This window comes from Allobosea sp. NPDC055353, from assembly GCF_053644975.1.
On record NZ_JBSHMC010000001.1, the window covers coordinates 2,407,965 to 2,434,521 of the forward strand.

Consider the following 26,557-nt stretch of genomic DNA (forward strand, 5'->3'; position numbering starts at 1 on the left):
CAGGGGGGCGGCACTTAGTGCCGCCCCCCTTCGCCGACCTAGGCAAAGCATGCCCCCCCTCCCAGGCGAGCTCTTCCCACCGATTAGGTTAAGGAGGGCGAACTTCTCCAATTGCTAACTCTGCAGAATAGGCGGCGGGGCCCCTTGTTCTCCGCACGTCGTCAGGTGATCATACAGATTCGACTTGGGCGGCTGCCGTGAAAACAGAAAAGACCATAAAGGATATCCTCAGGACACTCCAGGAACCTCACCCGACGGTCCGGGAAGTCCAGCCGCGCCTTTCGACGCTCGACGGCCCTGAGGCACCTACGTTCGAACTCCTGGAGCTCGCGTCGCTCAAGAGCCCCAAGTGGGGCCATCGAGGCGGTTCACCTTGGGTCGTCAGCAACGACGATGCCCATGCGGGTGTTTCCCGGCTCCCTGACGAATTCGTCGACTGTGTGGTAACGAGCCCCCCTTACTATTGGCAGCGGGACTACGAGGTCGAAGGCCAGACAGGGCATGAAGATACCGTCGAGGCCTATGTCAGGGCATTGGTCCAGGTCTTCAAGGAAGTTCGTCGCGTGCTGAAAAAGCGTGGCACGGCTTTCATCGTGATCGGCGATACCTACTATTCCGGAAACGGACAGCCCAAGGGAGGCGATCCGAAGCAAATCTGGCGGAGCTTCGCGCGCAGAAAATACCGAGCAGTGGACCGCCCGGGCTTCGGCCTGCCACAGAAATCGCTCATCGGCATCCCGTGGCGAGTCGCGCTGGCACTGCAAGCGGATGGCTGGGTGCTGAGGTCCGCGGTAGTTTGGCGTAAGCCGAAGGGGCTCGCAGAGCCCAGTGTCAAGGACCGCCCTTGGACCACCACCGAAACGATCTTCATCTTGGCGAAATCGTCCAGCTATCACTTCGATAGATCAGGACTCGACGGCCAGGAAGACGTTTGGGACATCCCCGCCCCGAATGCGAAGCGCCGCTTCCGACACGCCGCGCCTTTCCCCGAGGCGCTTGTCGATCGGTGCTTGGCTGCTGGCTGCCCCGCAGGTGGCGTCGTGCTTGACCCCTATGCCGGTTCCGGCACGACGTTGCAGGTGGCCCTGGACAGGGGATCACCAGCGATCGGCATCGAGCTAAGTAGCCATTACGTCAATCTATCCCGTCAGCGCCTGAATGGCATCGAGCCGAAATAAGGCGCCGCCGTGGACCTGAAGGCACGCCTCGATCAAATCCATGTGCGCCTTCTGGCCGGCAGTCGGACGGCATCCTTGGATCTGTTCCGCGAGGCTGCTGGTCCTCTCGGGGGGTTCCTTCGGAACGAGTTCAAAAGACTCTCGGACGACGAGATCCACGACCTCGCGAATGACGCCATCCTCGAATATCTGGGTGATCCTTCAATCTGCGATCCCGGCAAGAGCTCTCTCTGGAGTTTTCTCTGCACGATTGCCAAGCGGGACGCGATCGACCTGACGCGCAAGCAAGCGCGGGACCACGCGCTTCTGCAGAAAAGAGTCGAGACGGATGTCGAGTTCTGGGCCTCTCGCTCGAAAGATACTTCGGATGGCGAAAATGCGATCGATGCGCGAAGGATCATGAGGTTGCACGGCGGCAGGTTGGTCACCAACCAAGCAGAGGCGAACGTTCTCGTTCTCATCCTCAATGAGGAAAAGCGAACCGAGGCCTTTGCACAAGCGCTTGGGGTAGACCCTTCCGCTGCCGAGGTAGATCAGATCGTCAAGCAGGCCAAGGATCGCATGTTGCTTCGTCTGAAGAGGCTGCGGAATGACCTTTGAACGCAACGGGGATGGGGATCTGGAGCGGGCGGCCAGCCGTGCAGCGCGATCGACGGCGCCGCTGATCGCTACCCTCGTCAAGAGTTGGCGTAAGGCCTTCCCAAGTGGTCAGCCTGAGATTGAACTCGGTTGCCGGATGCAGAACCTGTCAGAGCTTTCGCTATGTCTCCGCCCTCGGACCGAAAGCTGGATGGCAGACGTGGAGGAGATCGCGGGCTCTCTCGACATCGACAAGGCGCGGCTGGCGATCTTCTTGCGAACAGCGGAAGCGATCGAGCGCTTGGGCGATGCTCACCCAACTGAAAACGCCGCTGTCGGTATGCTTCTCGCGGCCCGTGACCGCGACGAGGAAGAGTGATGCCGCCTCGCCCTAGGGAGGAAATTGCGGAGAGTTTCTGGAAGCAGGCGGGCGGTCGCGATCGGTTTGGCGAACCCGCAGACATCGGGCTTGCGGCAGCCTTCGTCCTGCCTGTTGCTGTGAGGCTGATCCCTCATCTCGACACTCAATTGGTGACGCAGATCTTGGCAGGGATTGGCGCGAGTCCTTGGCTGGATAAATCCCCGAGATTGCTCCGAGGATGCCTCGTCGCCGACGGCGGTAAGGCCATGGTTCTGGTTGATCAGCACGATCCAGAGGACGAACGGCGGATGACAGTGGCCCATGAAGTGGCCCATCTGCTGCTACACTATCTTCAGCCGCGCGAGGACGCCGTCACAGCGTTCGGCCCCGGCATCATCGCCGTGCTTGACCGGACCCGTTCGCCAACGATTGGCGAACGACTCTCTTCCGCCCTGAGGAACGTTCCAATCGAGCCGTATCAACATGCGATGGATCGCTCGCCAGTCCATGGCCGAGCGGTCGGGGCCATGGAAGACGAGGCCGACGACTTGGCGATCGAGTTGTTGGCTCCGTGGCGTGAACTCAAGAAGATGCGCGGGGCCGCGCCGAGTGCACTCCGGCAACGTTTCGGTCTGCCCGCGTCGGTTGCGACCCGACTGGCCGCGTTGATCTCGCCTGCTGGAACGATGCCTGGAGTGCTTAGTCTGTTCGGGAAAAAATAAGTTGTCGAACTTCCGGCGTCCCAATCGAAGGATTGCCTGGATGAACCGGAGACCGGCATGGCTCTCGACGAAATAAAGAAGATCCTCGCGGACGCCGACGGCGGCGAATACGATTACGGCGATGCCGATGCTTTCCACATCGATGCCCGTGATGCCTCCGCGCCGGACGACGACCACGATGCCGGGGACGCCGGTAGCGAGTTTCTGCAAGCGCTGGACCTGAATTCGTGGACGAGCGGCGAACGGATGGACACCTTGGCTGCCCGTCTGGAGCGCGAGGTGGAACTGGCCGCCAAGTTCGAGGATGAGATCGGGCCGCGGGTCATGGCAGCGCTGAAGGCGGGCCTGCCCACCGCGCCGGACCGCTCGACCGAGAGCGGCATCTACACCCTGACCGTCGACAACGTCGTCAACGCGACCCGCAACATCCTTTTCAATGGGTGCGTCGAGGCGGCTGACGGAACCCGCATCACCGTGCCTACGCTGCCGGTGACGGTGTACCAGATCGGGATCTGCATGACGTCTTACCAGGGAACGGGGGACGGCGGCACGATTGGCAATCGCCTTTATCGGCAAGACATCATGCGCCGCAACGAGGACCCGGAGAGAGAGGTCTTGGACTTCCTGAGCCGCAGAGCGCGTCGGAAGAAGTCGGAACTGGCACAAGAACGGTTCGGCGATGACGGTCAGAGTCTTGGCATCAGTGACATGATGTGCCGGGCCCTCATGATCTATGTCGAACGCGCGATGCTCTGTGACCGCTCCCAAGCGGCTTGGAGGATGGGCCATGGCGGCCCAATGCCGCACGAATTGATCACGGGGTCTGGCCGCAACGAGATGTCGTTCGCTAGCATGGAGATGCTTCGACGCCTGCTTCTCGACCACAAGCGCTTCATCTTCGTGCCCAGCGAGATCAGCGACGAAGCCATCGTCACGATCGCGAACGCCCTCAAGCCGCTGCAATACGCGGTCCTGCGGAATACCAGGGACATCATCGAAGGCTATATCCAGGGCAGCAGCTTCAATCGTCCGAACTACCAGAAATCGGGGCTCTATCAGGCTGTCCGCGCGTTCCAGGAGGATGCCGGCTCAAAAGTCGTGCTGGGAGTCTACAGGGCATCGGCAATCTGCCCCGGGCAGATCTTCTACGCTCACGAGGACCACGTCCACGAAGCCGCCCAGATCGTAATGGCCGACAGCGCGCTCCAGGAAGCGCGTGGCTTTCCCAACCTCATCGACGTCGCGGACCGGTGCTGCAAGGGCATCTTCGACGCCAGCGGGGTCTCCGCGCAGGTTCACGCCGCACTGGCTCGCACTGGCTCACCCTTCCGCTTTCTCGGGGAGCGCAGCACGCGCGCCTGAAATCAACGCATCGGAGCTCGAAATGCCCGTCGACAAGATCGCCGCCGCCGCCGAAATTCTTGAGCAGACCGCCAACGAGAACGGAGGCCCGTATCAGGAGCCTGAGGCCTACCGTGGCTCGGTGGCCCGCACCATGTTCGATCGGCCAGGTTCCGAGGATGGGACCGTCACCATCCTGATCCCCGAAATCCAGATTGGCAACGTGCCGCGCGAGGCCTACGTCAGAATCGCCAGCATCCATGCGAGGACGAAGGAGGTCGAGGCCGAGTATCTTGGTGCCGTCTCCTCGGGCCCCTTCGCGGAGCCTGACGCACTCGGCGCCCATGCTCCGACGTTGGTGGTGGCGGCCGCGCATGGCGCCGTCCTGACGCCCAAGTATCATGGCATCGCCCAGGTCGAGATCTTCGGGGAGCGCATCGACGGCACGGTGATCCCGCCCGTGCGTCGCCCGTGCCCGAACAGCGCCGTCTTCCTCCTTGGCGACGCCGAGGTGGAAAAGGTTCTGGGGCTCGACGTCCCAGGCGACGAGAAGCCCTTCAGGCTTGGGCTGCTCGGCGGCCGCGAGGCACTACCGGTCACGATCCCTGCCGCCAAGAAATCCGTGCTCTTCAAGCACACCGCCATCCTCGGCACCACAGGCGGCGGCAAGAGCACGACGGTGTCCGGCATGGTGACGAACCTCGCCGATGCCGGTAACGCTGTGGTCGTCTTCGATATCGAGGGCGAATACACCACCATGAACGAACCGACGGCGAACCCGCAGATGCTGGCCGCCCTGAAGAGGCGCGCGCTGCCGAGCCGCGGCGCGGAGAACACGCGACTGTTTCATCTGACAGGCCGTGTGCCAGCCAACCCCGCTCATCCCAATCGACGCGAGTTCAAGATTCCATTCGATGAACTGTCCCCAGCCGTCCTGGCGGAGGTGCTGGATCTCAGTGAGCCCCAAGAGCGCCGGTTGATGGAGGCCTATGACATCTGCCGCATCACGATGGAGCGGTTGCAGATCTACCCGTCAACGCCCGCCGAACAACTGGAAGCTCTCGATATCGACGAACTCGCCCGGGGCTGGCCCCGCATGACGGTCGACATGATGCTCGACGCGGTTAGCGCGGCAATCCAGAACGCGGACGGGACGACAGACGGGTTCAAGGCAAAGAGCGTTGAGTTTCGTGATCAGGAGTCAATTCTGTTCCAGAACATCAACGCTCGCAAGATCGAGAAGGATGCGAGGTCTTGGAAGGCCATCGCCAAGCGACTGTGGCGCATGAAGAAGGCGGATGTCTTCTCGAACCATCCGAGGGAGAGGATCAACATCGACGAGTTGATTGTCCCCGGTCAAATCGCGATCATCGACCTGAGTGACATGGATGGCCCTTACCTGCGCAACCTGGTGATCGCGCAGATGCTCCGGGCGCTTCAAGTTCGACAGGATGAACTCTACACTGCCCGGGAAGCGGCCCAGCGCGACGGCGTCGAACAGCGCCCGATGCCAAGGGTCAACATCTTCATCGAGGAGGCGCACGAATTCCTGTCAGCGCAACGCATTAAGCAGATGCCGAACCTTTTTGACCAGGTTGCGCGCATCGCTCGCCGCGGGCGCAAACGGTATCTCGGCCTTGTGTTCGTAACCCAGTTGCCCAGCCATCTTCCGGATGAAGTTCTCGGCCTGGTGAACAATTGGATGCTTCACAAGCTCACCGACAGCGGCGTCGTCAATCGGCTGCGCAAGGTCGTGCCTGGCGTTAATGAGGCTACGTGGAAGTCGCTTCCGAACCTCGCTCCGGGACAGGCATTGTGTTCGTTCACGCACTTGACGCGGCCCGTCATGACAACGGTCGATCCGTCGCCTTGTCAGTTGCGCATGGTTGACTGATCAGCGAGCGAAAGATGAGAGCCGATATCCGACTGCGTAACGCCCCGTCCGATCTGCCGGCATCGCTCCGGCAGATCGTCGACTATCGCAAGAGCGGGCTTAGCCTGAACCACATCGTCGGCTGTCCGCTCGATTGTGGATATTGCGTCCGCCACCTTTTCGCGAACTTCGAAATGAAGAAGCCGCATCTGGTCGTAGACGACGAGGCGGCCGTTCGCGAACTTATGGAGCACTGGGCCTTCCGACGGGACCTCACTCCCATCCAATTGCTAAACCGGGCGACCGACCCCTTTCTTCCTGGGGTGAAGGACCACTTGTTCCGGACACTGGAGATACTCGACAGAGAGCGGCTGCGAAACCCGATATTGGTGATCACGCGATGGGAGGTGACGCCTGACGACGTCAAATGGCTCGATCGCCTCTCACATATCCGGTTGACGATCCTGGTGACGTGGTCGGGCATCGAAGATAAAAGGCTGGAGCCCGTGGATAGCGGGATCGCGGAAGCATCTCTTCACGCCTTGGGATCGACCGCGGGCCGGACCAAGGCGATCCTCTATTGGCGTCCTCTGATCGCTGGGATCAACGACACCGACGAGCATCTCGCGCGCGCCCGGGAGCTGTCCGAACACGTGTCGGCAACCGTTTTCAGCGGGCTTTTTCACCGCGAGGAGATCCGATCCTATCTTCGCTCGGTGGGAGTGGAGGACACCTATCCGGAAGTGGCACGGCGCAAGATCCTGCCGAGGGATCTGGAGGCTCGGGTGTTGGAGGCATTCGCCGGAAGGCCGCTTTTTCGGAAGACGTCGTGCGGCATCGGGTTCGCTCACGGCACTGTCGACTACAATGGGCATTTTGGGCTGAAGGACGTCTGCGACATCTGCCCTACGGAACAGATCGAGCGTTGCGCTGCCGCTCATGCGGCCCCATCAATCGAAACGTTAGGGGCGCTCGCCGACGAGTGCGGCTTATCGCTCGACCACCTCGACATCGACCAGCGACGCATCGAGGTCGGGAACAGCACGGAGCAACAGCGCTACTTTATCCAGCATGCGTTGAATTACCAGGTCCACGACAAGGCGCTGCCTCATCTGCCCCGTAGGCATGGACGAGCGGAGGTCGGATGGTCATGAAGTGGGATGATGCATTCTGGATCGTCGATGTCGAAGGAAATGGTGCCACTCCCCCGGAAATCGTCGAGCTGGCGATGGCCGAGATCAAGGCGTTGGTCCCCACGGGTAACCGGCGTCATTGGCTCATTCGCCCGAATGAGCCAATCTCCGCGGCGGTCACGCGCATCCATGGCATCAGGAACGAGGACGTCGCGGGCGCGCCGAGCTTTGATGAGATCGCCGATGATGTATTGGTCTGGATCGAGAACGCCGCCATCGTCGGCCACAACGTGAAGGTCGACCTCGAAGCGTTGAAGCGGGTTCTTCCGGATTGGACCCCTCGGGCCGCCATCGACACCTTGAGGTTGGCGAAATCAGTGAGGCCGGGCTTGCAGTCCTACGCTCTCACGAAACTTGCAGAAGGGCTTGGCGTCACCCCCGAAACGGAAGGCGACTATCGCACCGGCGCGCATTCGGCCCCCTACGACGTCGCCGTCACCGTTGCTCTTTTCGCCGAGCTCCTATTGAGCACGCCGGAGTCGAAGAGGTCCGCTTTGCTTGACGAGGCCGACATCATCGGAAGGCAGACAGGGCTCATGCTGTGAGGTTCGCGCATACCACGATCGCGGTCGCCGGCACGCACTCGACAGGCAAGTCGACTTTCCTGGACCAGGTTGAAAGGCGGCTGCTCGCCAACGGAGTTTCGGTCGGCAGAGTTGTCGACACCGCATCCCGAGCCCGCGCAGCCGGTTTCCCGATCCTCCGGGACCATGTCTACGAAAGCACGCTCTGGATCATGGCCGAAGGGCTGCGGCAGGAGATGGAGGCAGCCCTGAAGTTCGAGGTGGTCCTCGTCGATCGCCCGCTTCTCGACGCCTTGGGCTACCTGTTGGCCGCCCTGGACGCAACCGGCCGCCGCATTGACGAAATCCGGCGCCTGGAATTGGAGCGGATCGCTTTGGCCCATCAGGCTCGTTACGACTGGTTCGCGGCGACGGTCCTCGACAAGCGAGTTCCGCTGGGGCCGGATCGCGACGCCGACGCCGCCTTCAGGCAGCTCGCCGGCGACAAGATCGGCGAACTGGTGACAGCGCACGTGCCGACCGCGCGCTGGCTTACGGTGGCGTCGGCGTCGGAACTGATCGACGAGGTAGTCAAGCTTGCCTCGCGACGCCATTGATCATGATCATCCAAGGACGGCCTCCGCCATTCCTCTTCGTTAAAGCGCCAAGCATTCCATAATCGCTGTAGAATACGAACCTAGGATGCCATCTGGGCGGGTTTTCAAAGCGCGGTGAAATTCACAGCGTTACGAGCGGGCGAGGAACCGATGTTATCGTGGAAATATCGGTTCTGATCGTATCGTGCCGAGCAAAGCTACTGACATGCGCTGTCCAGAGGTGATTGTTCGCGTCACTTTGCTATGACCGACGATCAGGCGATCGTGCTGGGGGCGGCGGCTGCGTATATCAAGCAGACCGTGGATGTAGATTTACGGGTGATCTGCTCGGATTGATGGAACCAGCATGGCAACGCGCCGTAGGCCCTCCGGAGATGCCTTGCGCACTTTACCTGCCTGACGCTTCCGCCCGAAGAAGAAGATTTGCCTTCGGACACCATTAGGTTGTGCACTCATAAACTGAGCAGAAGCGTAACGCCGTGGGACGATGGCCTAGCGATCGTAGTAGGCGCGGTAATCGGCATGGGCTGAGAATAGCGCTGCAAAGGTATGACCATCCTTGAACCAAACGGTCAGCTGCATTCCGAGTTGGGGATCGCTCCAATCCTCAATCGCGATCGACGCGGTTTCGAGGCGACCGTGCGGATCGGAAACCACCGACAATGATTGCCCCCGGTCGGCGATGTACTCACCTTCAACGGTGTTCGCGTGCTGGTCGCGATCATACTGCTCCACCGGCGAGAAGGGGCCGAAGGCGACGCCCATAGGTGGGTCTAGATGCTCAAGGATCGCGGTGCCAATGACGTTTCCGTCCTGATAAATGCTGATCTGCATGAGGGTGCTTCCCACGTTCGCTCAACGTCGGCAACTGCGGCAATCTGGAGCCGGGACTTCCACCTTACGCAGAAGTCTGATTCAGCATCGGCATGAGCCGATATGACCTGACCGACTTTGAGTGGCGCGTGATCGAACCGCTCCTGCCCAACAAACCGCGGGGCGTGCCGCGCGTCGATGATCGCCGCGTGCTGAACGGGGTTTTCTGGGTGCTGCGATCCGGTGCGCCGTGGCGCGACCTGCCCGAGCGTTATGGCCCGCGCACCACCTGCTACAACCGCTTCGTGCGATGGCGGAAGGCAGGCGTGTGGGACCGGCTGATGGACGCCATCACTGCCGCACACGACGGCGACATTCAGATGATCGACAGCACCTCTGTTCGCGCCCACCAGCAGGCTGCGACGGCAAAAAGGGGGATGCAGATCACTGTCTCGGTCGATCACGCGGCGGGCTCACGACCAAGATCCACGTCGTCGTCGACGCGCAGGGCCTCCCGATCCGGCTCGGCCTGACCGCCGGGCAGACGCACGACGGGCAGATCGCCGACACGCTGCTCGACCACCTCGGACCGCGCACCATCGTGCTGGCCGACAAGGCCTACGACGCCGACCGCATCCGCGCGCTGATCCAGGATCAGGGCGCCACGCCCAACATCCCGCCGAAGAGCAACCGCAAGTGGAAGCCTTGCTTCAGCAAACGGCTCTACCGCGAGCGGAACCTGATCGAGCGCTTCTTCTCCAAGCTGAAGCACTTCCGCCGTGTCGCCACCCGCTACGACAAGCTCGCGGACAACTTCCTCGCCATGGTCCAGCTCGCCTCAATGCGCCTGTGGCTCCGAGCTTATGAGTCTACAGCCTAGAGCGACTTTTTTGGCCTGGCTCGCCCCTGGCTTGGGTTTGGCCATATAGCGTATCGTTGCCCAGCCGTGATTCCCACGAAAGTCGTCAATGCTCGGTCCCGAAATACTCGCACGAACGCTGAGCAACGCCACCAGGGAGGATCGCTTCGGCAACCTCTGGCAGTATCATTCCCGCAGCGATCACCATTCGAAGGTCGCCTGTTGGGGTATCGTATTCGATCTTTTGCGGACGAGCCCGCTGCTTCGTAGGCATGTAGCGGACGGGACCGTGAAGTTTGGCATCAACCACGAGATGCGCGATTTCGTTCACGATCGGAAGAAGAACCTCGATCTGGTGCTTTGCACGCCCGGATCCGGTAAGGCGCCGGGTCATCAGACGTTAGCTTCGCTGGCGGACGACTACGAGATCGAGCTGTCGGGACAGGAAAGGGTGGAGTTGGCGGCTTTGCCGACGTTGGCCCGTAGCCCTGTCGGACCAGTACTCATGGCTCTGGAAGCTAAGGCATGCATGACGGCGCATCAGCGTGCCCTGCCCCGGCTCTACGACGAGCTGAATAGCTCGCACCTCACGGTCCACGGCGCCTCCGATCAGGCGATTGCGGCTGGATTCGCAATGGTCAATATAGCGGATCGCTATCTCAGCCCCGATCTCAACAAGAGGAACCGGGAAGCCTTCCCGGAGTGGAGCCAGCATAAGCAGCCCAGGGACGCCGGATTGGCGGTGGACAAGATCCGCCAGCTGCCGAAGCGGTCAAGGGTCGGCGACGTAGGCTACGACGCGCTCTCCATCATCGTTATTGACTGCGCCAACGACGGAAGACCGGTTCGCTTGTCCTCGTCGCCGCCGGCGCCACAATCCGGCGACATCTACGAGTACGGTTCAATGATCGACCGGCTCGGACACATCTACGCCACGCGGTTCAAGGATCTCGGCTAGCGTTTGCGACAGCCTATCGGCGTCGCGGATCTCGCATTCCCAGATCACGCCGACGCGGAAGCCGAGGCGCCGCAGGGCATGGATCGCCGCCGCGTCGCGCTCGCGATTGCGCCGGAACTTCTCCAACCAGAATTCGAAATTGGTCTTGGGCACGGTCGCGCGCCGGCAACCCTTGTGGTGATGCCAGAAGCACCCGTGGACGAAGATCGCCCATTTCCGCCGTTTGTTGGCGAAGTCCGGCGAGCCTGGGAGCGAGCGCACGTTCAGGCGATAGGTTGCCTTCCTCGCCCTCAATTCGGCGGCGACGGCGAGCTCAGCTGCGGTCCCCTTTTCCCGAATCCGGCGCATCAGCTCGCTTCGAGCCGGGTCGGTCAGTGGACCGGAGTTCATTCGGCTGCGATCGCCGCTTCCGCCAGCACGTCGCCATCGAGGCCAGGGGAAGCTTCCATTCGCGCGAGATGGCGGCGAAGGCGCTCGCGGAAGCCCGGGACGAAGCGAAGCGTCCCCTTGTCGGTACGGGAAAGGAACCCGCGCGTGGCTCGAGCCGACAACGGCTTTCCGCGATGGCGTAGGAATTCCGCCAAGGGCTCGCGATCCCGCCAAACCGGGAAGGCCCCGATCTCGACGCGACGCCGCGCGTACCCGTCGAACCGGGCGGCGCGGGGCCACCGCTCACCGTCGGCCAGGGGACGGTCGCGATCGCTTTCGTACACGCCTGGAGTCATCAGGCGATCGCCCAGCCATTCGGCGACGGGCTTTGAGACGGCGTTGCCGACGAGCGACCATCGCAAGGAAGGCCGGCCGACCATTTCCGCCGGAAGAGTCCAGTCTGCGTCGAAGCCCTGAAGGCGCTCGGCGTCGCGAATGTCCGGCGTGATGACCGCGCCGTCAGGCATAAGGATGGCCGGCGGCGAAGCGATGCCGACGGTGGACCCGTTCTTCAACGTAGGAATGGCGTCGGCAGCCCACCCGAGCCCACGGATACCTTCCGTCCAGTAAAAGCCGTGGGCGTGCGTGAAGAGCTCGGTCGGATGGGGCGGGGGCACGGCTTCGTCCGCCATGACGACGCTGGCCGGATCCACGTCGGTCGTCGTCGCGACGAAGATCACCCGCTCGCGCCGCTGAGGCAGGAAGCTCATCGAGTTCACGACCCGATAGGCCCAGCGATATCCACGCTCCTCGAAGGCTTCGACCAGCATCCGCATGCCCTTGCCCTGGTCGAGATGGAGCATGAAGCTGACGTTCTCGAGCACGACCCAGGGAACGCGCCGATCATCCAGCAGTCGGAATACCTGGCCCACCAAGCCCGAGCGTTCGCCTCCGATGCCGAGGGTCTTTCCGGCTTGGCTCAAGTCCTGGCAGGGAAACCCTCCTACGACCGCCTCGGTGTCGGCCGGGAGGGACGCCAGCTTCAGCACGTCGGGTGCGACGTCGACGTTGGGGAAACGAACTGACAGGACGGCGCGCGCCGGCGACCAGATCTCGCAAAGGAGCGATGTCTGGTGGCCTGCGGCTGACAAGCCGGCCTCTAGGCCACCAATACCGGCGAACAGTCCCGTGATCTTCATGCGTGTTCCAAAAGCCGCCCCGAAAGCCGAGGCGAATCCAAGTTAGGAATTGTCGTATCGAAGAGCGAAAGTTTCAATCGATGACGTATCGCCGCGTACCGGCCCGCATCGTCGGCCTCGCGCTCGAACCGCCAACGCGTCGCGATCGCGCCGGTTCGATGGGACGCTGAGTGGCCTTTGTCCCAAAAACCGTTGCCCGTGTTGCGCCGCTATCCTCCGAGCCTCGGCACAAAGTCCAGGACGGATACCCAGATTGAGCGACAGTGATGAATGCCGGCGGTCCGGAAGGCCCGAGGCGTCCTTAAGAATGACCATTGACAGCACAACCGCTTGCATGACCCCCTGCTTCAACAATCGAAAAGCGCGCGACGGGGGTTTCATGTTCCGTCTTACGAAGTTTATCGCGACTATCGTTATCATCTTCACGGCGACGAATTCCGCATCGGCCCAAACGATTTCGACGTCGCCGATCAGGATCGTTTCGGCCTTCGCAACTGACACTCCGGTCGGGGCTGCCGTCCAGCGCCTCGCGTCTCGCCTGCAAGAGCGTCTAGGACCGAGTTACTCGGTAAGCGTCGTGCGGCCAGAGCGCTCTCCAGACGGAACGAACGAAAATACTTCGTTGTCGATGCTCAAGGGCGACCGGGCCGAAATCGCAATCACCCAGACTACTGAACTGGGCGGAGTTGCCCGTGGTGCGTTCGCATTGTTCGATCTGCCGTTTCTTTTCGCCAACGCCAAAGAGGTCGCAGCGGTCCAGCAAACGATAGCCGGGTCCGTCGCCATGGCCGCTCTCGAAGGCAGTGGCTTTGTGGGGCTCAACTATTTCAACAACGGCGTCAATTCGGTCCTGACGCGGACGGTGCCGAAGGTTCCCGCCGACTTCCAGGGCCAGAAAATCCGCGTGGCGACCCAATCCGGCGGTTCGGCGATCTCTCAGCTAGGCGCCAGCCCCGTGACGATGCAGGCAGCCGAAGTTTCCGCGGCGTTGGCGATGGGTGCCGTCGACGGACTTGAGACTTCCACGCAAACAGCGATCCTGCTTTCACCTGCTGGTGGCTCGCTTCCCTACGCGGCGGTGACTCCAATACGTCCGAACGTCTCCGCCCTCCTTATCAGCGAGGCGGTTTGGCGAAAGCTCCCTTATCGAGCGCAATCGATTATCGCGGAGGAGAGCGAGAAGGCGTCGGCGTCGGCGACGGAGAGTGCATTCAAGCAGGACAGCGAAGCGTTCGAGTCGCTTTCGAAAAGAGCGTCGATCACACCGGTTTCGTCGGTAGCGTTTTCAAAGTCCGCCCTACCGGTCTGGAATCGAGCCAAGGACATCGACGTCGCGCGATTCAACGACACAATCCTCCCAATCATCGAGGAAATCCGAAAATCGAGCCCGTCGACTGGGGCGAGCCCCGATAGAAGGGGAGCGTTGAACGATCCCCTCGTCAAGCCCGCATCCGCGATCGGGCCGCGCGGTCTCAAGCCGGGCGAAGTGCTCTTCGCTACGGACCGGGCATTCGAGCACGATCCGGAACCTCGGTATAGGATCACGGGTCGCCGGGGCGAATTGGCCTTCGGTCTGGCCACGTTCAACATCGACCCTAGCCGGCGAATGGGTGCGACGGACGAAGGCCAAGCCAGGATGACCGACGTTGGTTCCTTCTCCGGCTCCGAGTTCGAGACGAGACTATCGGCCGCTCTTGAGGTCGCCACTAAGAAGGAAATCGTGATCTTCGTCCACGGCTTCAACAATGCTTTCGAGAGTGCGTCCCGAGCGCTCGCACTTATTAGTTCGGACGTCCACTTCGGCGGGGTTCCGATCCTCTTCAGCTGGCCCTCAGACGGAGCCGCAACTCGATATGGCAGCGACGAGGAGGAAGTGAGAGCGAGCCGCGACAACTTCCTGAAGTTCGTCGACAAGGTGAGCCGGACGGCAGGCGTCGAACGCTTGCACGTGGCCGCGCACAGCATGGGGAACAGGCTGATCCTGGAGGCGATCGATCGGTTCGACGGTTCGTCGCAAGATGGCAAAGCGAAGCTGTTCCACCATGCCGTCATGGCTGCCCCGGACGTCTACGTGAACATCTTCAAGACCGCGTCGCCCGCATTTCAACGTCGAACGACTAGGGTGACGATCTACGCCTCGAACAAGGACACGGCCCTGCTCTGCTCGCGCAAGGTCCATGGCGGCAACAGACGCCTTGGCGAGGCGGGACCGGATATCTTCGTCGCTAGCGGCTTGGAGACGATAGACGCAACGGAAGCGGAGCCGACAGCGCCTTTCCTTTCCACCGACCGGTGGCCGGCGCTGGGTTGGATCACGAGCCCTTGCGACAAGGGCCATGGCTACATGATGCGAAGCGTGCGGCTCCAAGCCGATCTTCAAAACCTGATCTTGACGGACTTGCCACCTGCATCTCGGCCCGGCCTCCAAACGAAAGCGAAGGACGGGATCGACTATTGGGTATTCCGACCGACGGAATAATACGCCTTCCATGTCGCGGATTAGAAACCAGAAGCCTGACGCGGCCTTTCTCGGCGGGCGCGGTGGATGAGGTCAGCCCGCGCCACGGAAGACACCCCAAATTAGAAACCTGCGACCTCGTCGTTTCAACCGCATTCGGCCGCAAAATTCTTGCGCCGCAGCTCCAAACGGCGCTCGAAACGCAGCTTGATACGCGGCGTGACCGCCCGCCGCGCGTATCCCTCTAATGAGGCACACTCCGGTTCGGGGCCAGTATTTCGGGCCCTTTTACATGCAGCCATCCTCTCAAGCCGGCATGTGAATGCAGACGATGTCAGATCAAGATCATCAACTCGTGCTCGGCCTTCACAACCATGCCGGGAGCGTGCGTAATATTGCGGGAGAATCAGATGGTCGAACCGCAGTTGACCCTGAATGGGGCGCGGCAAGCGTTGTTGTTTTCTAGGCACATGGCGGTGCCGGACGGCTCGCCGCTTTATAACTACCGATTCGAGGCCAGTGAGTTCGACGGGGTCCGAGAACTCCTTCGCAGGGGCGGTGCGAACGCGCTCCGCGACCCTGCGGGTGGCGCCCTTCTAGTCATGTACCTGGCCGAATGGTTTCGACGCGAGCGCCACGGTGGCGGATGGGATTGGGTCACCCCGCTTGGACTCATAGGCATCCGTTATCACCCCACCGCCGCTGGAGCCGACGTTCGATATCCTGAGGTTAGAGATTGTGTCGAGACCGGGCTTCGGCTGTGGCGACGGCCTGTCCCGGCCCGGGGTTCGCTGCTGACCACCGTCGTCCAGGAAAGCGGCTTTCCGGCCGCCGACGTCGCAAAGGGGCGCCTAGGGTTATGGCTTCGTCGGGCGGTCCTCACCGCCGAGCGAGGCCTGGACGCCTACGAGGCCGTCGCCGGCGAGGCCTGGCGCGCACCGGAGACGCTGGCCAAAGTCCTCCTTCCTTCGGTCGTGAAGCTTTGCGAGGCCATCGTAAGACTACGGGCGAAAGTGGCCGGCGCGCCAGGCGACGCATTGGCGGCACTTGATCGCTGCGAGCCTTCCTGGCGAGCCAGCCTGCCATTCGACGTGCGGGACGACGATTTTCGCCACTTGGTCGAGGAGCTGGTCGTCGCCCGACAGGGCGAGGACCCGGCGCTGCGCGTGGAAAGGCGCTACGTCCTCTTGGAGGGCGTCTGGATCGGCCAAGCCGAGATGAAGTTGAACGGCGCCCTGGACGATACGCGGGCCCCGCCCGATCTCATGGCCGGGCTCGCTGGCTACACCCGCGCCAGGCTCTATCCGCGTGGCGAGGCCGCACGCTGGACGACGCCGATCGCCGCGCTGGAGCGCGAGCCGGACGACTGCGGTGGCGAGCGATGGTGCCTGCGTCCGCTCGTCGCCAGATACCAGCCTTCACTGGACCACCACCAAGAGGTGAGGTTGGCCGTGGAGGCCGGCGCACATCAGACCGCGGATTTTGTCCCGTTAGGTGGCGAGTCGCTGGTCGGGCCCGTAATAGCGCTTCGTTTGGGCGATACCGATGACCCTCGCCAAGCCCGCGTCCTGGAAGTGCTAGGCACGTCTCCTGTGTCCACGACGCGGCCTTGGCTCGTCCTCGCTTTAGGCGATAAGGCCGCTGCGGAGGCCTCGGTGCAAGGCGACCACTACTACCTGCCCCAGACGACGCGGGACGGCCGTCGGCTGCTTGCGTTCAGCGGCAGCGTCCGCATATCGATCGAAAGCGAGGTCTTCGTCTGGAGGACGAATGCGAGCGCCGAGCTGACCGATCGACTTGTGCTTGTCGGCCCTCGCGTGCCCGACGTACGCGAATCCGTGTTCAGCGGACCACCTACGGTCTGGCTGGAGAGCGACGGTTGCATGTCATCGGTCCGCCCGTCGCACGTTCAATGGAAGCCCGTAGGACGGGGCGAGTGGCGAACGGTCTCAACCGCGACGCCGCATGGCTCGATCTACATTGCCGTGAGACGCGCCGGGCAAGCTACCGTGATGTGTCGGACGACTGTGGCGCCTCGCAGCCTCCGGCTCCTTACAAACCGTGCCGAGCGACGATTGTTGATCGACGGCCTAGCCGGCGCCGAGGTTCGGGCAAAAGTGGACCGATCGGCACTGACGCTCACGGCGACCCACTCGGGATTCACCGCCCCGTTGGGACGGCTGCCGCCGGGAACCACCTTGCATTTGGCGCTGACCTGGGAATCGGTGCTGGAGCTGTCGCTTGACGACCCTTTGGCAGAGCCGATGCTCCTGGCAGAAAACGGAACGCAGGCACCCCCGCACGTTTCTCTGACCCTTTCCCGCCTAAAGGGATATCGGTTGCTGTCGCTAGGCGCGAACGAATTGACGTTCGAGGGACGCTCGGCAGGGTCGCAGCCCATCCAAATCCACCGCATCACGTCTGGATCGATGCCGCTGGCCGCATTCGAGCAAGTCATCGAGGAACTGCTGGGCGCTTTCGACGATCTCGATGCCACTGTGAGGCTGAACTGGGCGAACCGTGGGGACTGGTTTGCCGAGGTGAGGAGGTGGGGAACTAGGCAACCGCTCCAACCGACACGGACAGGTTCCGTCTTTGCAGCCTTGGCGACGAGATATACGGGACGCCGGCGAGCGATCAGCCTACAGGCGCCCTCCGCGGGATTGCTCGCTGACCTGGTCGAGAACGACCCGGTGATGCTTTCAGATGTCCTTCGGCGCGAGCTTGCCCCAGGTCCTTGGTTGTGTACGGGCACGGCTTCCGACGGATCGGTCATGCGTCCCGTCGTCGTCCCGGATATTCCAGGAAGCTCGACGCTTCCCGACCCGACATCGGCGGTCCGTGAACTTGCCGGAGCAGTCGACGACACTCTGTCCGACGGGTCCGGAAGCGCAGTGGCCGTAAGCCGGGAGGAATTGCGGTGGCTGATCGACCTATGCACGGCGGCAAAATCGATAGAGGCGCCCTATGTGGCAGTGGACGCCCTGCGGGTGCTTTCGAAGTCGTACCGTCTGGCCCCTGCGGTCTTGGCGGCATGCCGGACGCCGGATGAACGCTACGCTGTCCTGGAGGTTCAAGGCAGTCTTCCATTCATGTGGTGCATGACCGAGATCAGAGGTTGGCAATCGGCATTCTCCGCCGCGAACGCCGCCCTTCGCGGACAGTTCCAGGCAGCGGGTTTCGACGATTATGCTTCGGTCGCAGCAGGGGCGGTTTTGCGCGGATTAGGGCAAATCGTCGATGCGCTGCCCGTCCTGTCGACCCACGCCCGCCTTTGCATTCACGGTCTCGGGAACGTGTCGTCCATCGACATCCCAAATGTGCTGACCCGGCGTCTGCAGCACGACGACCTAGCCACAGTCGCCCAACGGCTCGTCGCCCGGCGCCCCGACGATAGGATCATTGCCCTGCCCCGGCTTTCAGATCTCGCGGGCAACCAGGCCGATTTGTGCAGGAAATTCGGTGACGGCCAGCGTTTCGCAGAAGTGCTGGCCGCGCCGGTCGTTGCGGCGCGTTCGGCCGCAGGGCGCATCGTAGCAGATTCTCAGACCGTCGCGGCATGCCGCGCGGCCTGGACATGGGATCGCGAATATTTCGAGGACGCATTCCGTGCAGCGTTGCTCACAGAAGCGCAAACGCCGGTCTTGGAGAAGACGAGATGATCGAGCTTGCGCGTCTGCTGAAGATCCTTCCTCGCGACGCCGCAGAGGCAATCGTCGGGATGGCGCGCCTGAACTCCGTCGACCTCAAAACGCATTTGGCGGCATCGCTGGGAGGCCCGGCCGGCGCGCCGGGCTCGGTTTTGGCGGAGCCTTTTCTCGAAGGCGCCTTCCCGTGGCGTCTACGCGACAGCGGTTGGGAGGGACTTCCGCACGGTCTGCTGCATCCGCGCACGGTGGAGGTGCTCAAGACGGTTGCTCATGCCCCCTATGATCACCAGGTCGAGGCATGGGTGGAATTGTGCAGCGACGTTCCGCGGTCCGTGATCGTGACCAGCGGAACAGGCAGCGGCAAGACCGAATGCTTCCTGACGCCGATACTCGACCGACTGGTGAAGGCATCCTCCAGCGGCACGACGCGTCTCGAAGGGGTTCGGGCCTTGATGCTCTATCCGTTGAACGCACTCATTTCGAGCCAGGAAGAGCGTCTATCCAAGTGGTTCGAGCCATTCGGCGGCCTCTTCCGATACTGCCTCTACAACGGCGACACCCCGACCTCCGTTCGCAGCACGGCCGGCCGTATCGAACCTTGGAAGGTGGCCGACAGGAGCACGCTGCGCGCGTCGCCCCCGCCGGTGCTCGTCACCAACGTAACGATGCTCGAATACATGCTGATCCGCCAACAGGACGCCCCCATCCTCGCGCGATCGGCTGGCACCTTGGATTTCGTCGTGCTCGACGAGGCGCACAGCTACGTCGGAGCGCAGGCCGCCGAGATCGCGCTGCTGCTACGTCGCGTGGCGATGGCATTCGGGCGTAGACCCGAGGAGGTGCGCTGGGTCGCGACGTCGGCCACGATCGGCGGCGACGACGTCGGGGAGTTGAAGGCGTTCCTTCGTGACCTGTCGGGTGCGCCAGAGGAGAACGTGCACGTCGTGCGCGGACGAAGGGCCCCGTTGCCGCCCGCTCCGACGAGTCTTTCCCGACGGCCGCTCGATATGGAGACGGTGGGCAAATCCGAACCGTTAGATGCTGGGATATCCTTCGCTGGCTCCGGCGCCATGCGGGACGTCCGAACGCGGTTGCTGAACGGAGAGAGCCTGTCGTGGCGTGGCTGGCGCGAGCAGGTGGACCTGGTCGCAGGTGCCGATGCCGACCCGATCGAGGTTCTAATCCAGGCCGCGACCGCCCGGGATCCGAACGCCGACGAAGCGACGAAGCGCACGAAGACCGATGCGATTCTTCCTGTTCGCGTCCATCTCTTTCACCGCACGCTCGTCGGCCTCTGGGCCTGCATCGACCCCGCCTGCCCTGGGCGCCCTCGCGCTATCGGGGCCGCCGCCGATTGGGCGTTCGGCGCGATATTCGTCGACCCGCGAGAACATTGCCCCCATTGCGAGGCCATGGTGTTGGAATGGGCGTTCTGCACGCAATGCGGCGATGGCGCCTTCAAAGCAGAAGAGGCGCCCAGCGGGCGCGCGATCGGTCCGTGGTCCGGGGTCGTCAGGAACGACGAGTTCGAGCAGACCTTGGATCGGGACGAGACCTACGGCGAGGAGAGCGACGACGAAGACGTCGAGGACGCCGGGCCGCCGGCGTTGCGTCGACGATATTTGGCCGCGGACCGTGGAAGACCTTCGCGCAGGCTCGTGCTCGATCGAAAAACCGGCGCCATCCAGGATGGCCTCGGGGCCGAGGGCCTGCGGTTCGAGGCGAGCAACGGGTTGGACGCCTGCCCCTGCTGCAGCGCGACGCAACCGCCGTCCGCCGGCGCTCGACCGGCCCTCCGGTCGCTGGCGGCGGGTGCTCCCTACCTCATGTCCCAGATCACGCCGGGGCTGGTCGGCGGAATGACGCCGTGGCCACCTGGCGCGGCACCACTGCCGTTATCGGGGCGGCAATTGATAACGTTCACCGACGCGCGCCAGGGAACGGCTCGTCACGCCGCGACGATACAGGTGGCGGCCGAGCGGGGGTATGTTCGCAGCTTCCTGTATCATCTGCTGCAGGACCGCCCGGCTCAAGATGCTGCGGCGCTCGCGACGATGGACGCAAATATCGCGAAGCTGGAAGGAATGGGGCCGGAGTTTGCCGACATCCTGGCCATGGCGCGCGAGAATCGCGCCAAGGCATCAGGGCCCCCACCTGCAAGGCCGTGGCGCGAGGTCGTCCGAGCCCTGGCCGCCGAAAATACGGTTCAGGATTTCCTGCGCGAGCTGTGGTCCCAACGAGACCAGGGGTTCGACGATCCCGAGCGGCTTGCTGAGTTCCTTCTCTACCGCGAGATCATGCGCCGACCCGTTCGCGCGAACAGTGCCGAAACGCTGGGGCTGGCTCGACTTCTCGTGCCCGGCATCGACGGTCCGACGGCTCGACTCCCGCCTTCGGCCGTGCGCCTGGGGCTCACGGTGGAAGACTGGCAGGATCTAGTCAGATTGTTCGTGACGCATTTCCTTCGGACGAACGTCATCCTCGACTTTGATTTCTACAAATGGCGCAGGTGGATCGACAGGCGCCAGGCGCATGTCGCGGCTGTTCGATGGGAGCCCAACCTCGCGCTCCCTCCCCGAACGCGAGTCTGGCCGAATCCATATGCGAGACGGCCAAGCCGCGTCGTGAGGATGGTGTCCCAGGCACTCTCGTTGAGCCTGGACGACGCGGCGGCGCGGGTGGAAGTGGCCGAGCTTTGCGAGGATGTCTGGAAGGCACTGTTTCCGTACATGCGTCCCGTCGACGGCGGTTTCCGGCTCAAACTTGACGGTCTCGCCTTGGCGCCCGTGGACAAGGCTTGGTTCTGCCCCACCACGCGACGGTTGGTCGACACAACGTTCCGCGGTCTGAGCCCCTACAATCCGTCCGGAGGGACTCATCCCCGCGCGGTCCTGCACGACATGCCGATCCTTCCCTTCATCCGCGGGCGGGATGCCGAAGGACGCCAGGTCGGCGAGCCGACAGTGGACTCATGGCTCAAGTCCGACGAACGGATTGCGAAACTTCGTCACATCGGAGCTTGGGGAGACCAACAGGACCGTGCGGCCCGGTTCACGCCCTGGCTAAGGACCGCGGAGCACTCCGCGCAGCAGCCGAGCTTCGTCCTGCGGGGTTACGAAACCGAGTTCAAGAAGGGACGCATCAACGTCCTGGGCTGCTCGACGACGATGGAAATGGGTGTCGACATCGGCACGATCGAGGCCGTTCTCAACACCAATGCCCCGCCGGCGATCGCCAACTATCGCCAGCGGATTGGCCGGGCGGGCCGCGGCGGCCAGCCGATCGCCCTGGGCCTGACGCTCTGCAAGGACCGCCCTCTGGACCGCATGGCCTTCGCGGCACCCGGAGCGTTTCTGGCCCGTCAGGTGCCGGCTCCGAAGGTGAGTCTCGAAAGCCCGACGATCGCAAGGCGGCACGCCCACGCCTTGCTTCTGTCCACCTTCCTCAGGAGCCAGAATGCCGAATTGCACAAACTGACCAACGGAGCCTTCTTCTCGCTGGGCCTCGATCCGGATCCAACGGGCCGACCCGCGCCGTACGAGCGCTTCTTAACCTGGCTGGACGCAGAGACGGACGACGCCGGCCTACGCGACAAGCTGCTCGACCTGCTGCGGGGTACGCCAGTGGAGGTGGATGACGAGTTGTTCGAAGCGGCGCGGGACGCCATCGAGCGGGTGCGGTCGGGGCTTGAGGCGGAATGGGACGCGCTCCGGGACGAGAGGGTATCTTCGGACGTGGCTGCAGGCCGCGCCCGGGAGTTTCAACGCAAGCGCCTCCAGGGCGCATACCTTCTCGGGGAGCTCTCCGGTAAGGGCTTCTTGCCGTCCCACGGTTTTCCGAGCGACGTCGTCGCCTTCGTTACGGAGACCGGGGACGAGAAGCGACGGCGAGATGCAGAGGAAGACGGCCGCTTCACGTCGCGTAGCTTTCCGTCGCGGCAACGCGACATCGCGATCTTCGAGTATGCGCCCGCGCGCAGCATCGTAATCGACGGCGTGGTGCGAAAATCGGGCGGGGTCACCTTAAATTGGAAGCGTCCCGCCGACGAGGCCGGCGTACGCGAGGTCCAGAGCCTTCGACTGATGAGATCGTGCAAGACCTGCGGTGCGTTGCTGTCCTCTCCCCAGGCAGTGACGCAGCGGCCGTGTCCGGTCTGCGGCGGGTCCGAGTTCAGCACCCGGGCGTACCTGGCTCCCGCCGGCTTCGCGGTGGACATCAATTACGAGGTGCACGACGACGCAAGCGAGGTCGGCTCGCCACCTCCCGTGGCGCCCTGGGTATCCACCCGTGCCACCGAATGGCGTTCGCTTCCCGATCCTGACCTGGGCCGCCTGCGCATCGGTCCCGACGGCCTCGTGTTCTGGTTCAATCCCGGTCCCCACCACTTCGGTTTCGAGATCTGCCTCCATTGCGGCAGATCGGAGCCAGAGACGTCCCGAGACGCTATATCTGCCCTGGGAGGCCATCGCCCCCTGCGCGGAGGGCCTCGCGCGGCCGACAACATAACGTGCAGCGGCGCGCCTGAGATCAACCCATTCGGAACCGCCAGAAACATGGATCTTGGTCACGAGATCCGCACGGACGTCGCCGAGCTCCAGCTGTTCCAATGCGGCAGCCAGGCGACAGCGCTCACCATCGCTCTGGCGCTGCGCGAGGCGATAGGACGGCGCCTCGGCGTCGATGCCGACGAGATGGGCTTCTCCGCCCCGTCGGCCGTTCATCCCGCGGATGCTCCCAACTGGAGCGCAGTGGTCTTCGATCGAGCCAGCGGCGGCGCGGGTTTCTCGGCGGAGCTCGCCCGCGACCCCGTCGCGCTCATCAAGACCGCCAGGGACCTTCTTGATTGTCGTGCCGACGGCAGGTGTGGGGACCCGCAATCGGTGCACGCGTGCCCACGGTGCGTCCTTGCGGCAGATAGCCAGCATGCGGCGGAGGACACCGACAGAAGGGCGGCATTCGAACTACTGGACGATATCGTCCGTAGGCTCGACCTACCTGCCCGATACGCACTGTTCGGGCCAGGGACCGCCTACGAAACCTCGCCGCTGACGGAGGCGTATTCGAAGGCGATGGAGCGGGACAAGGAGTCGCGCCTGTGGGTCTGGTTGGACGAAGATCCCCGCGAATGGGACTTCTCGAACTGGCCCGCGGGTCGTGTCATCGAGCGCTGGAGCAGACGGGGGCGGACCGTCCATCTGGTGGTCGACGAGGCTTCCTTGAGGGCCGCCGACGCCGTGACCCGCCGCAACATCGTCTTCTGGGCCCAACGTGTTGGTGCGATCCTTGTTTCCCGTCCCGCAGGCATGCCGCTGAGTGGCCTGGTTCTCGCCAACGGAAAGGCGATGGCTTGGCATGCGGGAATCCCTTGGGAATCCAGCATTCGGCCGCCGGGAAGTTCGACGCCGGCCGGCGCGCCAGTTGTGCGTGGCACGATCGACCTCCCAGTCTTCCCCGACGCCATCGGACCGGCGAGCCTGCTGCAGGAGTCGGCGCGGGAGATGGTCTTCGATTTGGGCGACGAACTCGACGGATCTGTCGACGGCTTCGGGGAGCGTCTCAAAACTCTGCTGAGATCAGGATCGCCGGAGCTCGATCGAGTGCTGTCAGGGTCCTGTATCGCGATAACGTACACCGACAAATACGTCTCAAGCCCTCTGGTCGTTCGGCTCGTGACGGAAGTCGTGAGAGCATTCGCCAACCCTGCGACGCGGGTCGAAGTCGTGACGCTGGCGCAGAGGCAGAGCCCTGGACGAAGGAGTGGCGGACTTTCAGGCGACTGGAAGGACTTCGGCACCCGCGATCTGGTCTTGCTCGGTGGGCTGTCTACCGTGTCCCCTCTCTCGAAGGTGCGCCACCAGGAAAAGATCCAGCATCGCCGAGAGCTGCGCATCGTGACGACGGCGGGTGCCGGCTCGCTGTTCCTGGATCAGGGGGTGGGCTCGTGGCGGGTGGAACCGACACCTTTCAATCACGAGTCGCCGGTCCAGGAACAGATTGCCGCGCTAGCGCTCCCCTTCTCGATATCCAACGCAGCGCACGGGACATTTCTGGCAATCAAACTTGACTAAAGCGACGCCCGTCCGGCCTGCAATCAATCACGGGCACTATGATCGACGTCCCAGCGGGTCGACTCAGCCTTGATCAAAATTCAGTATGCTACCCGTGACGATACCCCTGCCTCGATAAAAAATAAAACTACTTCCTCTAAAATGGAGACACCGAAAGAATATTTTTTGCAGCGGCACAAAATCGATCACTCGCAAAGAGCGCGGCAAGCTTTGCCTTGGAAAGCGGCTTGATCTTCATGCCAGCCCAAGGGAAACGACGCGGAAAATTCTAGCTCAAAACGATCCAGTTTTAAGGGCTCAGATCACCGGGCGCGTTCTAAGGTAGGCCACAGTCCTCTATTTTGACTTCCATGAAGCGTGCGCCTGCAAGAGATTGTGAGGCCCGACTGGATGTAACCGCGAGCACCAATGAGCTTGGAAACCGCAGCATCTGCTTCTGCTGGCATGACACGCGAAGACCTTTACGAGCGCGTCTGGGCCACCCCGATCAACCATTTGGCCGACGAGCTCGGCATGAACAGCTACCGACTCGCACGCATCTGCGAGGCGCTCAACGTGCCAAGACCACCCGCTGGATACTGGCAGAAGAAGGCGGTGGGTAAGGAAGCGCCCCGTCCCGACCTGCCCGCCGCATTGCCCGGAGACCAAGTCTGTTGGGATAGAGGCACACCGCTCTCAGCACCTCCACTGAAGCGCGTGTACCGCCGTTTGGACCGGAAAGCGGCCGATCGCGCTCGAAGGCCGACGCGCCATCCCATGCTAATCGGCGTCGACGAGTTCTTCCGGAAGTCGCGCACCGACGAGACGAACGAGTTCCTGCGGCCCTACAAGTATCTCCTGCCCGATATCGTGGCTTCGGCCGACCACTTGCCTGCCGCACTCGACATCGCAAACGAGATTTACAACGCCCTCGACCAGAGAGGGCATCGCGTCATGTTTGCGCCCGCAGACCAGGAGATGCGGCGCATACACGTCGACGAGCAGGAGGTTCCGCGCAAAGACCGCAAGTATGGGCGCTATCAGACGGGCAGCATCTGGTCGCCGCGCCGTCCCACGGTCACCTACGTCGGCTCGATCCCCGTCGGTCTCGTGCTGACCGAGATGACTGAGCGCGTGACAATGCGGTACCTCGACGGCTCCTATGTGCGCGAAGACAGCAAGTTGGTGCGCTCCGCCCGGCCTTGGCAACTCACGCACTCCTGGACCACGGAGCAAGACCTACCCTGCGGCCGCTTTCGGTTCGTCGCTTACTGCCCCCTCGCGAACATCGAATGGTCCGCGAGTTGGCAGGACACACACTCGGCTGACCTCAAGTCGCTTGTCCCTTCGATAGTCTCACGGCTGCAAAGCTCGGAGGCGGAGCTCAGAGCTCTGATCTTCGCAGAGGAAAAGGCTGCCGCCCAGCGCCGTAAGGAGTGGGCCGAATCGCAAGAACGGTACAGCCGCCAAGAGGACCGTAGAGCTGTCGAACGAGCGCTGGCAGACAGCAAGGAGCAGCTTGCGGAGATCATGGAGAAGTGGGCGGCCGCAACCGCAGTTGAACGCTTCTTTCAGGAGGCAGAAATGCGCCTAGCAAAGGTCGATAACGAGCGCCGGGCCGAAATTGAAGCGCGCCTCGCGTTGGCCAGATCAATGCTTGGGGAGCAAGACCCCCTTCGATTTCTCTCAGAATGGGTAGCTCCTCAAGAGAGATATCAATCCAAGTATCCTCGACTGTGAGCACTATTGCCATGCGTTGGAGCCCATCGTGATGACCGCTGGGCAAAGCACTTAGAGTGTCGGTATTTTTGCTGTTTGGAAAAACTGATTCTGCAAC

The 26,557-nt window shown here is 62.7% G+C and carries 17 protein-coding genes and 1 pseudogene; 15 read left to right on the forward strand and 3 right to left on the reverse strand.

Annotated elements, in window-relative coordinates; all coding sequences use genetic code 11:
- The first annotated feature begins 197 nt into the window (after positions 1 to 197).
- The 9 genes from ACWIEX_RS11100 to ACWIEX_RS11140 are packed head-to-tail and all read left to right on the forward strand — an operon-like array spanning position 198 to position 8,367.
- The gene (locus ACWIEX_RS11100; protein ID WP_454033087.1) at positions 198 to 1,178 is read left to right on the forward strand and encodes a DNA-methyltransferase; all 981 of its coding nucleotides are present in this window, start codon (positions 198 to 200) and stop codon (positions 1,176 to 1,178) included.
- A 9-nt stretch (positions 1,179 to 1,187) separates the two neighbouring features.
- Positions 1,188 to 1,778, forward strand: coding sequence for a sigma factor (locus tag ACWIEX_RS11105; RefSeq protein WP_454033088.1), 591 nt, complete (start codon positions 1,188 to 1,190; stop codon positions 1,776 to 1,778).
- Positions 1,768 to 2,136: a hypothetical protein gene (locus tag ACWIEX_RS11110; protein WP_454033089.1), complete on the forward strand. Its 369-nt coding sequence runs from the start codon at positions 1,768 to 1,770 to the stop codon at positions 2,134 to 2,136. The genes ACWIEX_RS11105 and ACWIEX_RS11110 overlap by 11 nt, the downstream gene beginning before the upstream one ends.
- Entirely contained in the window at positions 2,136 to 2,840 is a 705-nt protein-coding gene (locus ACWIEX_RS11115) for an ImmA/IrrE family metallo-endopeptidase (RefSeq protein WP_454033090.1), read from the forward strand. Before ACWIEX_RS11110 ends, ACWIEX_RS11115 begins: the two co-directional genes overlap by 1 nt.
- 57 nt (positions 2,841 to 2,897) lie before the next feature.
- A complete protein-coding gene (locus ACWIEX_RS11120; RefSeq protein ID WP_454033091.1) occupies positions 2,898 to 4,202 on the forward strand; it encodes a hypothetical protein in 1,305 nt (434 codons plus the stop codon).
- 22 nt (positions 4,203 to 4,224) lie between these two features.
- On the forward strand, positions 4,225 to 6,075 hold the full coding sequence (locus tag ACWIEX_RS11125) for an ATP-binding protein (RefSeq protein WP_454033092.1): 1,851 nt from the start codon (positions 4,225 to 4,227) through the stop codon (positions 6,073 to 6,075).
- A 14-nt stretch (positions 6,076 to 6,089) separates the two neighbouring features.
- Positions 6,090 to 7,208, forward strand: coding sequence for a radical SAM family protein (locus ACWIEX_RS11130; protein ID WP_454033093.1), 1,119 nt, complete (start codon positions 6,090 to 6,092; stop codon positions 7,206 to 7,208).
- Positions 7,205 to 7,792 carry a 3'-5' exonuclease gene (locus tag ACWIEX_RS11135; RefSeq protein WP_454033094.1) on the forward strand — a complete coding sequence of 196 codons (588 nt, stop codon included), beginning with the start codon at positions 7,205 to 7,207 and terminating at the stop codon, positions 7,790 to 7,792. Before ACWIEX_RS11130 ends, ACWIEX_RS11135 begins: the two co-directional genes overlap by 4 nt.
- The gene (locus ACWIEX_RS11140; protein WP_454033095.1) at positions 7,789 to 8,367 is read left to right on the forward strand and encodes an AAA family ATPase; all 579 of its coding nucleotides are present in this window, start codon (positions 7,789 to 7,791) and stop codon (positions 8,365 to 8,367) included. The genes ACWIEX_RS11135 and ACWIEX_RS11140 overlap by 4 nt, the downstream gene beginning before the upstream one ends.
- A 492-nt stretch (positions 8,368 to 8,859) precedes the next feature.
- On the opposite strand, the gene ACWIEX_RS11145 is transcribed toward ACWIEX_RS11140, so the two are convergent.
- Positions 8,860 to 9,201 (reverse strand): hypothetical protein, encoded by a 342-nt coding sequence (locus ACWIEX_RS11145; protein WP_454033096.1) that lies wholly within the window; start codon positions 9,199 to 9,201, stop codon positions 8,860 to 8,862.
- A gap of 92 nt (positions 9,202 to 9,293) precedes the next feature.
- On the opposite strand from ACWIEX_RS11145, the pseudogene ACWIEX_RS11150 reads away from it, so the two are divergent.
- Positions 9,294 to 10,060: pseudogene (locus tag ACWIEX_RS11150) on the forward strand (IS5 family transposase).
- A gap of 88 nt (positions 10,061 to 10,148) precedes the next feature.
- Complete coding sequence (locus tag ACWIEX_RS11155) at positions 10,149 to 10,997, forward strand: hypothetical protein (RefSeq protein ID WP_454033097.1); 849 nt, start codon at positions 10,149 to 10,151, stop codon at positions 10,995 to 10,997.
- Here ACWIEX_RS11155 and ACWIEX_RS11160 read toward each other — a convergent pair.
- Both ACWIEX_RS11160 and ACWIEX_RS11165 read right to left on the reverse strand, forming a co-directional pair.
- Positions 10,941 to 11,387, reverse strand: coding sequence for a very short patch repair endonuclease (locus ACWIEX_RS11160; protein WP_454033098.1), 447 nt, complete (start codon positions 11,385 to 11,387; stop codon positions 10,941 to 10,943). The genes ACWIEX_RS11155 and ACWIEX_RS11160 overlap by 57 nt on opposite strands.
- On the reverse strand, positions 11,384 to 12,565 hold the full coding sequence (locus ACWIEX_RS11165) for a DNA cytosine methyltransferase (protein WP_454033099.1): 1,182 nt from the start codon (positions 12,563 to 12,565) through the stop codon (positions 11,384 to 11,386). The genes ACWIEX_RS11160 and ACWIEX_RS11165 overlap by 4 nt, the downstream gene beginning before the upstream one ends.
- A 307-nt stretch (positions 12,566 to 12,872) precedes the next feature.
- On the opposite strand from ACWIEX_RS11165, the gene dctP reads away from it, so the two are divergent.
- The 4 genes from dctP to ACWIEX_RS11185 all read left to right on the forward strand — a co-directional run bounded on the left by dctP (position 12,873) and on the right by ACWIEX_RS11185 (position 26,460).
- Positions 12,873 to 15,044 carry a TRAP transporter substrate-binding protein DctP gene (dctP, locus tag ACWIEX_RS11170; protein WP_454033100.1) on the forward strand — a complete coding sequence of 724 codons (2,172 nt, stop codon included), beginning with the start codon at positions 12,873 to 12,875 and terminating at the stop codon, positions 15,042 to 15,044.
- A 389-nt stretch (positions 15,045 to 15,433) separates the two neighbouring features.
- Positions 15,434 to 18,685 carry an STY4851/ECs_5259 family protein gene (locus ACWIEX_RS11175; RefSeq protein ID WP_454033101.1) on the forward strand — a complete coding sequence of 1,084 codons (3,252 nt, stop codon included), beginning with the start codon at positions 15,434 to 15,436 and terminating at the stop codon, positions 18,683 to 18,685.
- Positions 18,682 to 24,741: a DEAD/DEAH box helicase gene (locus ACWIEX_RS11180; RefSeq protein WP_454033102.1), complete on the forward strand. Its 6,060-nt coding sequence runs from the start codon at positions 18,682 to 18,684 to the stop codon at positions 24,739 to 24,741. Before ACWIEX_RS11175 ends, ACWIEX_RS11180 begins: the two co-directional genes overlap by 4 nt.
- Before the next feature lie 408 nt (positions 24,742 to 25,149).
- Positions 25,150 to 26,460, forward strand: coding sequence for a hypothetical protein (locus tag ACWIEX_RS11185; RefSeq protein WP_454033103.1), 1,311 nt, complete (start codon positions 25,150 to 25,152; stop codon positions 26,458 to 26,460).
- Positions 26,461 to 26,557 lie beyond the last annotated feature (97 nt).

Coding starts and splice junctions, on each gene's coding strand:
- ACWIEX_RS11110 (WP_454033089.1), top strand. CDS start 1,768: ATGACCTTTGAACGCAACGGGGATGGGGATCTGGAGCGGGCGGCCAGC.
- ACWIEX_RS11115 (WP_454033090.1), top strand. CDS start 2,136: ATGCCGCCTCGCCCTAGGGAGGAAATTGCGGAGAGTTTCTGGAAGCAG.
- ACWIEX_RS11120 (WP_454033091.1), top strand. CDS start 2,898: ATGGCTCTCGACGAAATAAAGAAGATCCTCGCGGACGCCGACGGCGGC.
- ACWIEX_RS11125 (WP_454033092.1), top strand. CDS start 4,225: ATGCCCGTCGACAAGATCGCCGCCGCCGCCGAAATTCTTGAGCAGACC.
- ACWIEX_RS11130 (WP_454033093.1), top strand. CDS start 6,090: ATGAGAGCCGATATCCGACTGCGTAACGCCCCGTCCGATCTGCCGGCA.
- ACWIEX_RS11135 (WP_454033094.1), top strand. CDS start 7,205: ATGAAGTGGGATGATGCATTCTGGATCGTCGATGTCGAAGGAAATGGT.
- ACWIEX_RS11145 (WP_454033096.1), bottom strand. CDS start 9,201: ATGCAGATCAGCATTTATCAGGACGGAAACGTCATTGGCACCGCGATC.
- ACWIEX_RS11155 (WP_454033097.1), top strand. CDS start 10,149: ATGCTCGGTCCCGAAATACTCGCACGAACGCTGAGCAACGCCACCAGG.
- ACWIEX_RS11160 (WP_454033098.1), bottom strand. CDS start 11,387: ATGAACTCCGGTCCACTGACCGACCCGGCTCGAAGCGAGCTGATGCGC.
- ACWIEX_RS11165 (WP_454033099.1), bottom strand. CDS start 12,565: ATGAAGATCACGGGACTGTTCGCCGGTATTGGTGGCCTAGAGGCCGGC.
- dctP (WP_454033100.1), top strand. CDS start 12,873: ATGACCATTGACAGCACAACCGCTTGCATGACCCCCTGCTTCAACAAT.
- ACWIEX_RS11175 (WP_454033101.1), top strand. CDS start 15,434: ATGGTCGAACCGCAGTTGACCCTGAATGGGGCGCGGCAAGCGTTGTTG.
- ACWIEX_RS11180 (WP_454033102.1), top strand. CDS start 18,682: ATGATCGAGCTTGCGCGTCTGCTGAAGATCCTTCCTCGCGACGCCGCA.
- ACWIEX_RS11185 (WP_454033103.1), top strand. CDS start 25,150: ATGAGCTTGGAAACCGCAGCATCTGCTTCTGCTGGCATGACACGCGAA.